The sequence below is a fragment of the Brevibacterium sp. R8603A2 genome, assembly GCF_023072605.1.
GTDB classification, from domain to species: Bacteria; Actinomycetota; Actinomycetes; order Actinomycetales; family Brevibacteriaceae; genus Brevibacterium; species Brevibacterium pityocampae.
Map to the genome: position 1 here is coordinate 109,057 of NZ_JALLGN010000006.1, position 13,787 is coordinate 122,843.

The following is a 13,787-nucleotide window of genomic DNA, read 5'->3' on the forward strand; positions in this document are numbered from 1 at the left end:
CGACCGCTCGCGCATCACTGGTACGACACGAACCAGGGGCGCGGTTCGACCTCGTAGGTCTCTTCGGGGGTGAAGGTCGGGGTGTCCTCGTCGTAGAAGTTCTTCCACGCCATGAAGATGCCCTCCGGCAGCCCCTCCTGGAGCGCGTTCCACGTGCCCATCTTGAGGTCCGGGGTGCCGTTGCCGTCGGCGTGGAGGACGATCGCGAGCTCGGGGTGCGAGGTGTCGATGTCCTGCCGGTCGGAGATCATCCCGAGCGAGAACTGGTGAAGGATGAACACCTTCTGCGGCAGCGAGTTCTCCGCGGTGAGCTCGGCGAGCCAGTCCGCGGTCTCGTTGACCTCCGCCGCGGTCACCGAGCCGATCTGCTCCATGTGGCGCTGCCCGGGCTCGAGCCGCCATTCGGGGTCGAGCGCGAGCCCGACGTGGGGCTCCTTGAGCAGGTCCTCGTATTCCTTGGCCTGGGTGAGGAAGTCGGTGTGGCCCGGCTGCAGGTCGAGGACGACGTAGACGCCCGCCTCGCCGGCGGCGTCGACCCATTCGCGGATGAGCTCCGGGTCGAGCTCGGTGGAGTAGTTGCCGTCGGGCCCGGGGACCGCCGAGGCGACGGTCGTGATGATCTCGAACGCCGGCACCACCTGGACGTCGGAGTGCGGCTCGTAGTCCTCGGCCAGCCCCTTGACCCGCTCGATCGTCGCCTCGAGGTCCTGCTCGCCGAGGATCCCGAGCGAGGCCACCCCGGGGGAGCCGTAGGCGGCGATCATGCGCCGGCCCGGGAAGGCGAGCTGGCCGCCGCCGGGGAGCTCGGGGGCGGTCGCCGCGGTGGCGGCCTTCGCGGTGAAGTCGTCCGCCTCGCCGAAGGTCTCGCCGAGGGCGAGCAGACCGCCGGCCGGGTCATCGCCCGCGGCATCCTTCGTCGCGGCCACGGTGTCGCCGTCGAGGCGCGGGTCGCCGCCGGGCACCTCGGCCACGGCTCCGCCGGCGGCCTCGACGTTCGCGCGCGCGGCGACCTCGGCCGGGGACTCCGCCTCCGGGTCGACGAAGAGCGAGGCGCCGGCCGGCTGCTCGTCGACGGCCACCTCGGGAACGGCGCCGGTGTCGTCGGCCTGCACCTCGACGACCTCGAACCCATCACCCAGCGCGGAGAGGTCGGTGCCTGCCGGGGTGACGAGGGTATCGGCGCCGAGGCGCTCGAGCTCGTCGGCGACGGCCTGCTCGGTACCCAGCAGGAGCGGCAGCCGGGCCTCCGATGCCACCGGGGCGGCGGCTTCGGCGGCATCTGCGGGCGCGACGACGGCGACGTCGGCGGATTCGAAGAGGAGGGAGCTGAGCTCGACGGCAGTCTGCGCGGCGTCGTCGCCCGGCAGCACTGCGGTGGCGGGCGGGGTGTCGACGAACTGCACGGACTTCTCCGAGTCGGTCGAGCACGCGCCCAGGGTGACGACGAGGACTGCTGCCGCGCCCGCCGCGACGGACCTGCTGATCCGACCGGACCGACCACTCATCTGCACCACCACTGCGCCACCGCACCCTTCTTCGAAACAAGATTCCTTGGCGCCAGTCTACGACCGCCGGGCAGGGCCGGGATCCCAACGACGCCGGGAGCAGCGACGGCACCAGGGCCGGATTGGTGTGATGTTCAACTTCCGTTGCGACGCCAGCCACCCGTTCCTGAGTGTCGCCTGAGTACAGTGCTGGCATTCCCGCTTCCGAACAAAGGTTCTCCATGCGCATTCCCAGACTCTCGAGCAGGACGGGAGCGGTGAGCGTCCTCGCCGCGACCGCCGCCCTCTCCCTCGCCGCACTCCCCGGCCTCACCCCGGTCCTCGCCGCCGCTCCGACAGAGATCTCGGAGATCGCCTACGCCGGCGGCGACGACACCGACTTCATCGAGATCAAGGGTGCGCCGGGCACCGACCTGGGCGGCTTCGTCGTCGGCTCGGTGAGCCGCGGCGGCTCCCCGCAGACCGCCGGTCACTGGACCACCCTGCCCGCAGGCACCGCGGTGGACGACTCCGGCACCGCAGTCGTGCGGCTGCCGATCACCAACTCGGTGAACTCCGGCGCCGCGGCGGACGGCAGCTACGGCTCCTCGGTCTTCCTCATCGACCCGGCCGGCACTCTCGTCGACTTCGATCAGGTCGGCGGCGTGGTCGGCGGCCGCGGTGTCACCGCCGGGACCGGTGCCGCGGTGCCGGAGGGCCTGCGCGGCGAGACCGCCACTCCCACCGGGGCGACCGCCCCGCGCGGCAGGTCGATCTTCTGGGACGGCACCACCTGGACCGCCGGCGACCCCACCCCGGGCGCGCTCCCCGACGCCACGCCGACACCGGACCCCACGGATCCGACCCCGGATCCCACCGACCCCGCCGACATCACCGCGATCGCCGACATCCAGGGCACCGGTGCGGCGAGCCCGCTCGACGGGCAGACGGTGACCACCCGCGGCGTCGTCACCGCCGTCTACCCGACCGGCGGCCTGAACGGGTACTACATCCAGACCGAGGGCACCGGCGGGGACGAGCATGCACTCGACGGCGCCTCGCACGGGATCTTCGTCTACTCCCGAGACACTGCCGGCCAGGTGCAGACCGGCGACTTCGTCGAGCTCACCGGCCGGGTCTCCGAGTACTACGAGCAGACCCAGCTCACCGTCGCCGCCGGCGGCTTCCGGTCGGTCGCCGAGGCGGCCGCGGCACCCAAGCCCTACGCCGGGGAGTTCCCCGACGGGGACGAGGCGCGCGAGTCTCTCGAGGGCATGCTCCTGCAGCCGTCCGGTCCCGTCACGGTGACCGACAACTACGGCACGAACCGCTACGGCGAGGTCGGTCTGGTCAACGGCACCGACACCCTCCGCCAGCCCACCGACGTCCACCGTCCCGGCACGCCCGAGGCCCAGGAGCTCGCTGCCGCGAACGCCGAGCGCGGCTATGTGCTCGACGACGGCGCGACGGTCGACTACACCCGCGGCGCGACGGAGACCCCGGTCCCCTACCTGGGCGGCGACGTCCCGGTCCGTGTCGGCGCACCGGCGGCGTTCACCTCGCCGGTGGTGCTCGGCTACGGCTTCGATGCCTGGCGGATGCAGCCGCTCACCCACCTCACCGGTGAGAATGCGGAGAGCACCCTGCCGGTGACGGTGGAGAACACCCGCGAGGACGCCCCCCGGGAGGTCGGCGGGGACGTCACCGTCGCGAGCTTCAACGTCCTCAACTACTTCGTCTCGCTCGGCGAGGACGAGTCGGGCTGCCGGTACTACGCCGATCGCGAGGGCAACCCGACGACGGCGAACAACTGCGATGTGCGCGGCGCCTACGACCGGGCGAGCTTCGACCGGCAGTGGCCCAAGATCGTGTCGGCGATCAACACGCTCGATGCTTCGGTGGTCTCGCTCGAGGAGATCGAGAACTCCGCGCGCTTCGGCAAGGACCGCGACGCCGCGCTCCAGGACCTCGTGACCCGGCTCAACGATGCCGCGGGCACGGAGAAGTGGGCATACGCCGAATCGCCGGCGCAGCTGCCGGAGAACGGCGAGGACGCGATCCGCACCGCGTTCATCTACCAGCCCGCCGAGGTCGCGCCCGTGGGCGATTCCGTGCTCCTCGACGACACGGCGTTCGACAATGCGCGCGCCCCGCTCGCGCAGGCCTTCGCACCGGTCACCGACGGCCCGGACACGGACGATGCTGCCGGTGCCCGCGCGCAGCAGGCCGCGGCGGACGACGACGCGACCTTCGTGACGATCGCCAACCACTTCAAGTCGAAGGGCTCCGGCTCGGGGCCCGGCAACGCGGATTCCGGTGACGGGCAGGGCGCCTCGAACGCGGACCGGGTCGCACAGGCGCGAGCGCTCGTGACCTTCGCCGACGAGCAGGAGGCCGCGCACGGCACCGAGCGCACGTTCCTGCTCGGGGACTTCAACGCCTACACCGAAGAGGACCCCATGCAGGTGTTCTACGAGGCCGGGTACCGGAACATCGGCAAGGAGATGACCGAGGAGTCGACGTACTTGTTCGGCGGCCTCACCGGCAGCCTCGACCACGTGCTGGCCACCGAGCCGCTGTTCGCGGCCGCGACCGGTGCGGACATCTGGAACATCAACTCCGTCGAGTCGATCGGGCTCGAGTACAGCCGCTACAACGCGAACGTCACCGACCTGTACGAGACCGGTCCGTTCCGCTCATCCGACCACGACCCGCTGATCGTGGGCGTGGACCTGGTGGAGGACGACGAAGCACCCGGTGAGGAGCCGAGCGAGGACCCGACCGACGGTCCGAGCGACGACCCGACCGACGGTCCGAGCGACGACCCGACCGAGGGGCCCGGCGGCGATGACCCGTCTGCGGAGCCGACCCCCTCGGACACTCCCGGCGGCGACCCGGCTCCGAGCGATGAGCCCGGCGACCGGCCGACCGACGACGGCCGGGGTGATGACGGAACCGACGGCGGCGATGACGGCCGCGGCGACCGCGGCGACCGCGGTCAAAACGATAGCGGCCAGGGCGGCGACGACCGGGACGACGACACCGCCGGCTCCGGCGAGCGCGGCTCCGACCGCGACGGCGGCAGCCTGCCGCGCACCGGCTCCGAGCTCGGCGGGCTCGCGATCGGCGCTGCGCTCCTCGCGATCGGCGGCCTCACCCTGCTGATCTCCCGCCGCCGCAGGGGCTGATCCCCGGGCGGCCGGCCTGAGGCTGCGGCTCGCGCCTCGACGTACGGGCTGCAGGTCGAGGGCGGTCGTCCATGAGAGCGGCCCGGCGGGATCCGGTGCACCGGATCCCGCCGGGCCGCTGCGCGCAGGCCGGGGGCCACCGCGTGCATGCCGGAGGTCGTGCACGCAGGTGTGCTGCGCTGAAGCATGAGCATCGATCCTGCAGCGCAGGCCGGCAGCGTCCACCGGCCGGCGCGGCCGGGAAGCGGAAAGCAGAACAGGCCCTCACCGACTGGTGAGGGCCTGTTCCGTGCTGTGCGCCACGAGGGATTCGAACCCCCAACCTTCTGATCCGTAGTCAGATGCTCTATCCGTTGAGCTAGTGGCGCCCGTCGCTCGGCGCAGTGCCGTGACGACCGAAACAACTATACACATCTTCCCGCGGAACCGAAAATCGCTGGGCACCTCTCACTGCGAGCGGCTCGGCGCGGGCCACCCCGGAGCACCACGGGCCGCCCGAGGCCATCAGAGCATCAGGGCATCAGCACTCTGCTCGACTCGTTCCCCCGCCACTCCAGTGCGGTCACGCCGGCTCCCCGGTCACTCCAGTGCGGTTCCAGGGCCGAATCCGCACTGGAGTGCACCTGGAGCTGCCGCGTAAAGGTTCCGGCAACCCCGCTCCCCGGTCACCTCAAGCCCCCGGTTCCCCTGCCAGTCCAGCACGGTCGCCGCTTTCCCCTGCCATTCCAGTGCGGTCGCCCCGTTCCCCCGCCACTCCAGTGCGGTCATGCCGGCTCCCCAGCCAATCTAGTGCGGTTCCAGGGCCGAATCCGCACTGGGGTGCACCCGGAGCTGCCGCGCGAGTGTTTCCGGCAACCCCGCTCCCCGGTCACCTCAAGCTGCCCGCCACCTCAGGCCCCCAGCACGCCCCGGGCCAGTGCACCCGCGAGGCACCGGAGAGCACCCCGCGCGGGGCCAGCGAGCATCGTCCTGACATAAACCGCCACTGTATTGGCAAAATCCGTCACCGGCATGACCGAGAAACACCATTCGTGATCTCTTTGTGACCCAATCCACAGGCTGGAAGCCCTCTACCCGTCAGTCATATTCTGCGCCCGTTCCTAATGTGGAGATCATCCACTTGCGGATGCACAGCACCCGGATCCGGTCGCCGCACACCCCTGGCGGCAGGAGACCCCGACAGATCAGGAGACATCCATGACCGTCCTCGACCGTGGCTCAGTCGAAGACCAGCTCAAGGCTGCACCGACGTCCAATGAGAAGGTCCTGTCCTTCGTCCGCTCCGTCGCCGAACTCGCGACGCCCGACCGCATCGAGTGGGTGACCGGCGACCGCGCACAGCGCCAGGAGATCGCCAACGCGCTCGTCGCCGCGGGCACGCTGATCAAGCTCGACAAGCAGAAGGACTCTTACTACGCCGCCTCCGACCCGGACGATGTCGCCCGCGTCGAGGACCGGACGTACATCTGCACCCACGGGGAATCCGGCGCCGGTCCCCTCAACAACTGGATGGACCCGCAGGAGATGAAGGGGATCCTGAACGATCTCTTCACCGGCTCGATGAAGGGTCGGACGATGTACGTCATCCCCTTCGTCATGGGCCACGTCGACGCCAAGCAGCCGATGTTCGGCATCGAGGTCACCGACTCCCCCTACGTTGTGCTCTCCATGCTCGTCATGGCCCGCTGCGGGACCACCGCACTCAAGGCGATCGAGAAGCTCGATGCCGACTTCGTCGAGTGCGTCCACTCCGTCGGCGCCCCGCTCGCCGAGGGCGAGGATGATGTGCCGTGGCCGTGCAACACCACGAAGTACATCACCCACTTCCCGGAGGACCGCGCCATCTGGTCGTTCGGCTCCGGCTACGGCGGCAACGCCCTGCTCGGCAAGAAGTGCTACGCGCTGCGCATCGCCTCCGCGATCGCCCACGACGAGGGCTGGCTCGCCGAGCACATGCTCATCATCAAGCTCACCAACCCGGAGGGCGAGTCGAAGTTCATCGCCGCCGCGTTCCCGAGCGCCTGCGGCAAGACCAACCTCGCGATGATCGAGCCGACGATCCCCGGCTGGAAGGCCGAGACCCTCGGTGACGACATCGCCTGGATGCGCTTCGGCGAGGACGGCCGACTCTACGCCGTCAACCCGGAGTTCGGCCTGTTCGGCGTCGCACCGGGCACCGGCTACTCGACGAACCCGACCGCGATGCGCGCCATCGAGGCCGGCGGCAACGTGTTCACCAACGTCGCCCTGACCGATGACGGCGACGTGTGGTGGGAGGGCATGACCGACGAGGCACCCGCCCACCTCACCGACTGGCGCGGCAACGACTGGACCCCCGAGTCCGACACCCCGGCCGCCCACCCGAACTCGCGCTTCTGCACCCCGATCGAGAACGTTCCGACGCTCGCGCCCGAGTGGGAGAATCCGGACGGCGTGCCGATCTCCGCGATCCTGTTCGGCGGCCGCCGCAAGACGACGATGCCGCTCATCACCCAGACCACCGACTGGAACCACGGCGTGTTCATGGGCACCGTGCTCTCCTCGGAGACCACCGCTGCGGCGACCGGCAAGGTCGGCGTCGTCCGCCGCGACCCGATGGCGATGCGCCCGTTCATCGGCTACAACGTCGGCGACTACTTCCAGCACTGGCTCAACATCGGCGCCACCGAGGGCGCGCAGCTGCCGGAGATCTTCTACGTCAACTGGTTCCGCCGGGACGAGGACAACTCGTTCCTGTGGCCCGGTTTCTCCGAGAACTCACGCGTCCTCAAGTGGATCTTCGAGCGCGTCTCCGGCACCGCCGAGGCCGTCGAGACCCCGCTCGGCTACGCGCCGGCCGAGGGTGCCCTCGACATCGACGGGCTCGACATCACGCCCGAGCAGGTGCAGAAGGCCCTCGCGATCAAGCCCGAGGAGTGGGACACCGAGCTCGAGTCGATCGAAGCCTGGTACGCGGAGCTCGGCGATGCCGTCCCGGCCGAGCTCAAGACCCAGGTCGACAAGCTCCGCGCGCGCCTGGACCTCGCCTGATCCACCGGGGCACGGTCGCTGAGCCGCGCCCCGCACCACCCCGCAGACCGGAGCGGGTGCCGTCCTTGAGCCAGGACGGCACCCGCTCCTTCTGCATTCACGACGCCCGCCCCCGTCCGAGGCGCAGGCCGGGCATTCCTCCGCGGTCTCCGCCCACCGATCCGCCCACCGTCGGCGGCCGCCCCGGGGCGAGGGTCACCCGGCCTCGGCGGCGATCCCTCCCAGCACCCGGTCGAGGATCGCCGAGGCGCGCGCTCCGGTCATGAAATCGGGTTCGGCGACCCGCGCGACGGCGATCCCGTCGAAGGCGGCGAGCGCCGTCTCAGCCGCCGCGGCGGGGTCCGGATGCCCCGGGTGCGTCTGCTCGATGAGCTCTGCGAGGGAGGTCCGCAGGCGGATCCACGTGCTGCGATGGATCTCCGCGAGCGCCGGCGTCACCCGCGACAGTGCGACGAAATCGAGCCATACGCCCGCCATCACGGTGTCCTCCTCGCGCACGGCGGCGAGGATCTCCGCGAGTGCGCGGAGTACCTCGGCCGCGGAGGCACCGCCGTCCACCTGCTCGGCCACGCCGTCGGAGACCGCCGCGGCGATGGCCGCGAGTGCCGCCTGCAGCATCTCGGTCTTCGCAGGGAACTGGTGCTGGACGGCACCGACGGAAACCCCTGCCCGCTGCGCCACCGTGCGCACGCTGGCCTTCTCGATGCCGGATTCGGCGACGAGGGCGATGATCGCCTCGATGATCCGCTCCCTGCTCTCGACCATCGCGCCCCCCTTCCGCTCTGCGGCCCAGATTCCATGAATACATGTGTATTGCACGCCCGTCAATACGTGTGTACTGTGCGGCTCATGGACACCTCCCCCGAGCGTACAGCTCGCCAGCACCGCGGGCTCGATCCGAGTGCTCGGATGCCTGCCCCTCGCACACCACACCCCTCGACCGACCCTCCCGCCGCGACTCCCGACTCCGGTCGGGCCGGCACCACGGGAGCCGCACCCATCGGCGCGATTCCCGCCTCACGGATCGGCGGCCTCGACATCGCCCGCGGGATCGCGGTGCTCGGCACCCTCGGCACCAATATCTGGCTCTTCACCCACCCGGCAGGGATGCTCGGCAGCCTCACCGACCCCTTCGTCGGCCTGAGCCCCGGATTCGAGACGCTGGCCTACCAGCTGCTCACCACACTCACCAACGGCAAGTTCCTCGCCCTGCTGATGATGATGTTCGGCATCGGCGTCTCCCTCCAGTACGCGGCCTGGCAGCGCCGCACCCGGCACACCACTGCGAGCAGCCACCCGAGCGGCACCGCGCACAGCGACAACGGCTCACCGGAGAACACCGGCAAGCAGCCGCGCTGGTTGCGCACCTATGCACCGCGAGCTGCTCTCCTCTTCGTCGACGGGCTGGTGAACTTCGTGCTCATCGCGGAGTTCGACATCCTCATGGGGTACGCCTTCACCGGGTTCGTCGTCGCCGCGATCATCGCCTCGAGCCCGCGCACCGCACGCCTCTGGGCGTGGATCACCGGCGCCGTCCACACCTGCGTCATCCTCGCAATGAGCGCCTCGCTCCTCCTCTTCCCCGACGCCGCCGGGAGCGCAGACGCCGACGCCTCGCCGGCGGACTGGCCGCTGTGGAACGACATCAACCCCTACCGCGAGGCCGGGTTCCTCGAACTGGCACTCTTCCGCCTCGACAACACTCTCGTCTTCCGCGCCGAGCCGGTCTTCACCTTCAGCCTGGGCATCTGCCTGTTCCTCGTGGGCGCCCGGCTCCACGCAGCGGGGGTGTTCACCGAGCACGGCTCCCGCACGCGCCGCCGGTGCATGGTCCTCGGCGCCTGCGCGGTGCCGGCCGACCTCGCGCTCGGCATCGTGGGCACCCCGGCAGCGGTGCTCACTCAGCGCTATCTCACCGCGACGCTCGTCGCCGTCGGCCTGCTCGCCCTCATCGGCCACCTCACCGCGCCGCGCACCGCGGACGCAGACACCGTGCGGGGCCGACTCCCCGGTGCACGTGTGTTCGGCGCCGTCGGACGCATGTCCCTGACGTGCTATGTGGGCCAGAACCTCGTCGCCGGCGCACTGTTCTACGGCTGGGGGCTCGACATCGCCGGCCGCTTTCCGGACCACCGGCTGCTCCTCAGCGTGGGCGGGTTCCTGCTCGTCCTCGCCGTGGTCGTAACGTTCATCCTCACCTGGCAGCGGTGGGTCACCGGTCCGGCCCGGCGCGGGCCGCTCGAGTGGCTCAGCCACGCGGCGCTCGAGCGGCTGCGCTGACTCACGGCCGAGGCGAGTGCGAAGGATTCAGATGTCGTCGGCGGCGACGGGGCCGCCCTCGTTCTCCCAGCGCTTGAGCGACCGGGCCTTCGATGCGTTGTGCTTGAGGCGCACGCCCACTCCTCGCTTCTCGTCCTCGGGGATGAAGACGGCGCCGTAGTGCTCGAGCGCGCGCTGCAGGCGCTCGGTGGACGCAGCATCGATGCTGTGGTGACCGTACTCGAAGCCGTGGATCTGCCCCGGTTCGAGCCCGGCTGTCTGCGCGATGTTCTCCAGGGACACCTCGACCAGCGCTCGCGCAGCTCGAGCCTGGTCCGGCGTGATCTGCGAATTGTGCGTATCCATGACTCCAGCATGACAGAGGCGCCCCGATCTGCACCCGGCAATCCTGTGACAATGCGCGACACCGCGCACTCCCGCGCCTGGACCCGCCCCGGCCCGCGCGGGGATCCGCAGTCATGCCGGTGACCGCGCCGCCCCCGGGCGACGCCTGGACACCTCTGCTTTCGCGCGTCCCTGCGCCGATAACGAAACGGCCGCATCTCGACCCAACCCTGTACATATTGTTCAACGATCCATACAGTGGCAGGCGACGCAGTGCGGTGGATCACATCCGAGGCATGACCGCGCTCCGTGCCGGATCACCGGATCCGCAGATCGGTTACGAACAGATCCGCAGGCCGTACATGACACACGAGACACGAGCACAGGGACGAGGAAGCGCGCCATGACCGACAGCCACCCGTCCGAGGAACCCCGGGGCCAGCAGGCCGCCGGAACGCCGACCGGCGAGGAGCGGGACACGCACGGTCAGGGCGCCCGCGACGCCGGTTCACCCGGTTCCGGTTCACGCAGCGCCGCCTCCCGGGTGCGCGACGGCAGCCGGCGCACGGCGGTGCTCGGCGCGATGTTCATCATGGCGACGAGCTCGATCGGCCCCGGCTTCATCACCCAGACGAGCGTCTTCACCGTCCAGCTCGGAGCCGCGTTCGCATTCGCGATCCTCATCTCGATCCTCGTCGACATCGCGATCCAGCTCAACGTCTGGCGCGTCCTCGGGATCTCCGGCCTGCGCGCGAACGAGCTCGGCAACACCGTGCTGCCGGCCTGGGCTGGGTGCTCGCCGCGTTCATCTTCATCGGTGGGATGATCTTCAACATCGGCAACATCGGCGGCACCGGGCTGGGCCTCAACGCGATGCTCGGCCTCGACCCCAAGATCGGCGGGGCGATCTCCGCGGTCCTCGCGATCCTCATCTTCCTGTCCAAGCGCGCCGGGCTCGCGCTCGACAGGATCGTCGTCCTCCTCGGCGCGATCATGATCCTCCTCATGATCTACGTCGCGATCGTATCCGCCCCGCCGGTGGGTGAGGCGCTGAAGAACACGGTGATGCCCGAGCAGGTCGACTTCCTCGTCATCACCACCCTCATCGGCGGCACGGTGGACGGCTACATCACCTTCGCCGGTGCGCACCGGCTCATCGACTCCGGCATCAAGGGCCCCGAGCACTCCGGCACCATCACCCAGGCCTCGGTGCTCGGCATCATCACCACCGGTGTCATGCGCACGCTGCTGTTCCTCGCGATCCTCGGCGTGGTCGCCGGCGGCACGGCCCTCGCGGGGGACAACATCGCCGCCGACGCCTTCCGGGCCGCGGCCGGCGAGATCGGCCTGCGCGTGTTCGGCGTGGTGCTCTGAGCGGCCGGCCTGACCTCGGTGATCGGCGCCTCGTACACCTCGGTCACCTTCATCACCGAGCAGACGGTGAGCCCGCGGATCCGCAACTGGATCACCGTCGCCTTCATCGCCGTCTGCGCGATCCCCTACCTCGTGCTCGATCAGACGCCGCAGACACTGCTGATCTTCGCCGGCGCGGTCAACGGCCCCATCCTGCCGATCGGCTTCGCGCTCGTACTGTGGGTGGCGTGGCGCCGCCGCGACCTGCTGCAGGGCTACCGGTACCCGGTGTGGCTCGCGGTGATCGGCACGCTGACCTGGCTGCTGACGATCTACCTGGGCTGGCGCTCGCTCGAGGGCATCGCCGCCCTGTGGGCGTGAGTCCGATGCCGCAGCCGGACCAGCACTCGCACCCCGACCGCCCTGCCGCCGAGGCGAACGCGGACACCTCCGCCCTCTCCCCGGCCGAGGCGCGCGCCCGGTTCCGCGCCGGGCTCGTCACACCGACGTCGGGGTACAGCGCGGGATTCGCGCAGGCGAACCTCCTCGCGGTGCCGCAGGAATACGCCTTCGTGTTCCTCCTGTTCGCCCAGCGCAACCCGAAGCCGTGCCCCGTGCTCGGTGTGCTCGAGGCCGGTCAGCTCTCCTCGGAGCTGCTCGCCGGGGGCGACATCCGCACCGATGTGCCGCTCTACCGGGTGTACCGGGACGGGGAACTCGCAGCGGAGGTCCCGGATATCCGCGAGCACTGGCGCGACGACCTCGTCGCGTTCCTCATCGGCTGCTCATTCACCTTCGAGTCCGCGCTGCTCGACAACGGGGTGCCGGTGGCGCACATCGAACAGGGCGTCAACGTGCCGATGTACCGCACCCGGGTGCCGGCGGCACCGGCGGGCCGGTTCTCCGGTCCGCTCGTCGTGTCGATGCGCCCGGTTCCGGCCGCGCAGGTCGCCGACGCGGTGCGGATCACCTCCCGGTATCCGGCGGTGCACGGGGCGCCGGTGCACGTGGGTGATCCGGCGGAGTTGGGGATCACGGACCTCGCCCGGCCCGACTTCGAGGATCCGGTGGAGATCGCGGACGGTGCGGTGCCGGTGTTCTGGGCGTGCGGGGTGACTCCGCAGGCCGCGGTCATGGAGTCGCGGCCGCCCCTGGCGATCGCCCACGCGCCAGGTCACATGCTCGTCGCCGATGCCCGCGACATCGCCTACCAGGTCCCCTGACCACTCAATTTCAGAAGGTTCCTGAGAGCGTTTCCGCGATTCTTCGCAATGTCACCACCCGCCGAGGCGCCCGCTCGGCCCCACAACCACCGTCGCCCCACAACCACCGTCGCCCCAGCACCACCGTCGGCTCGGCTCACCGACCGCACAGCCCTCAGCCGCCGCATTCCCCATCATCAGGACCGGCGCCCCGTCCGTTCCCCGCGAGCAGCACCAGCTCCCGCAGCAGGTCCGCTCACCGCAGCAGGTCGGCGAGGCGGTCGCCGGTGCGCATGATCATCGTCCGCAGCAGCCCGGCGGCCTCGGCCCGCTCGCGCGCCTGCAGCAGTCCGACGACCTGCCGGTTCTCGTCGACGTAGGGCGCGTGGAAGTCCGGTTCCGCGGCGAGCACCCGGACGAACACGAGCCGCATCCGGGCGAGCAGTCGGGCCATGGTCTCATCGAGCGCCGGCGAGCCGAGCCCGGCGACGATCTCGCGGTGGAACCGCTGGTTCGCGTCCGCCACCGCATGCCGATCGCCCCGGCCGCGCGCCTCCTCGGTCGCGGTGACGATCTGGGAGAGCAGCCCCACGTCGAGGTCGCGGCCCCACTGGAGCGCCGCCGGTTCGAGCGCGGCGCGGGCGCCGTAGATGTCGCGCACGTCCGCGATCCCGGGGCTGCTGATGAACACTCCGCGGTTGGGAACCCGGGTGATGATCCCGTCGCCGGACAGCGCGGCGAAGGCCTCGCGGAGGGTGTTGCGGGACACCCCGAGGGTCGCGGCGAGCTCCTGCTCGTTGACCTTCTCCCCCGGCTCCCACAGCCCGGCGGAGATCCGCTCACGCAGCGCGGTGAGCGCGTACTGGCGGGCGTTCGGGGAGGGCCCCGGCTGTGCGGACATGCCGCTCAGTGTACGACCCGCAGCG

8 protein-coding genes, 1 tRNA gene and 1 pseudogene are annotated in these 13,787 nt (G+C 70.5%); 5 read left to right on the forward strand and 5 right to left on the reverse strand.

The window, feature by feature from the left end; genetic code table 11:
- Nucleotides 1–14: 14 nt before the first annotated feature.
- A complete protein-coding gene (locus MTQ12_RS07605) occupies nucleotides 15–1,505 on the reverse strand; it encodes a hypothetical protein (protein ID WP_137318159.1) in 1,491 nt (496 codons plus the stop codon).
- A gap of 221 nt (nucleotides 1,506–1,726) precedes the next feature.
- Between MTQ12_RS07605 and MTQ12_RS07610 the strand changes: the two genes are divergently transcribed.
- Nucleotides 1,727–4,672, forward strand: coding sequence for an ExeM/NucH family extracellular endonuclease (locus tag MTQ12_RS07610; protein ID WP_137318160.1), 2,946 nt, complete (start codon nucleotides 1,727–1,729; stop codon nucleotides 4,670–4,672).
- A gap of 295 nt (nucleotides 4,673–4,967) precedes the next feature.
- Here MTQ12_RS07610 and MTQ12_RS07615 read toward each other — a convergent pair.
- Nucleotides 4,968–5,040 (reverse strand) — tRNA-Arg (locus tag MTQ12_RS07615).
- Between the two features lie 829 nt (nucleotides 5,041–5,869).
- Between MTQ12_RS07615 and MTQ12_RS07620 the strand changes: the two genes are divergently transcribed.
- Nucleotides 5,870–7,702: a phosphoenolpyruvate carboxykinase (GTP) gene (locus MTQ12_RS07620; RefSeq protein WP_137318161.1), complete on the forward strand. Its 1,833-nt coding sequence runs from the start codon at nucleotides 5,870–5,872 to the stop codon at nucleotides 7,700–7,702.
- A gap of 195 nt (nucleotides 7,703–7,897) precedes the next feature.
- Here the strand turns inward: MTQ12_RS07620 and MTQ12_RS07625 are convergent, their stop codons facing one another.
- The gene (locus MTQ12_RS07625; RefSeq protein WP_137318162.1) at nucleotides 7,898–8,467 is read right to left on the reverse strand and encodes a TetR/AcrR family transcriptional regulator; all 570 of its coding nucleotides are present in this window, start codon (nucleotides 8,465–8,467) and stop codon (nucleotides 7,898–7,900) included.
- 144 nt (nucleotides 8,468–8,611) lie between these two features.
- On the opposite strand from MTQ12_RS07625, the gene MTQ12_RS07630 reads away from it, so the two are divergent.
- Nucleotides 8,612–9,982: a DUF418 domain-containing protein gene (locus MTQ12_RS07630; RefSeq protein ID WP_175406800.1), complete on the forward strand. Its 1,371-nt coding sequence runs from the start codon at nucleotides 8,612–8,614 to the stop codon at nucleotides 9,980–9,982.
- A 27-nt stretch (nucleotides 9,983–10,009) separates the two neighbouring features.
- Here MTQ12_RS07630 and MTQ12_RS07635 read toward each other — a convergent pair whose 3' ends face one another.
- A complete protein-coding gene (locus tag MTQ12_RS07635; protein ID WP_137318164.1) occupies nucleotides 10,010–10,327 on the reverse strand; it encodes an XRE family transcriptional regulator in 318 nt (105 codons plus the stop codon).
- A 523-nt stretch (nucleotides 10,328–10,850) separates the two neighbouring features.
- Between MTQ12_RS07635 and MTQ12_RS07640 the strand changes: the two are divergent.
- Both MTQ12_RS07640 and MTQ12_RS07645 read left to right on the forward strand, forming a co-directional pair.
- Nucleotides 10,851–12,040, forward strand: a pseudogene (locus MTQ12_RS07640) (NRAMP family divalent metal transporter).
- 5 nt (nucleotides 12,041–12,045) lie between these two features.
- Nucleotides 12,046–12,882, forward strand: coding sequence for a putative hydro-lyase (locus tag MTQ12_RS07645; protein WP_137318165.1), 837 nt, complete (start codon nucleotides 12,046–12,048; stop codon nucleotides 12,880–12,882).
- A gap of 235 nt (nucleotides 12,883–13,117) precedes the next feature.
- Here the strand turns inward: MTQ12_RS07645 and MTQ12_RS07650 are convergent, their stop codons facing one another.
- A complete protein-coding gene (locus tag MTQ12_RS07650) occupies nucleotides 13,118–13,762 on the reverse strand; it encodes a GntR family transcriptional regulator (RefSeq protein WP_247425551.1) in 645 nt (214 codons plus the stop codon).
- Between the last annotated feature and the right edge of the window lie 25 nt (nucleotides 13,763–13,787).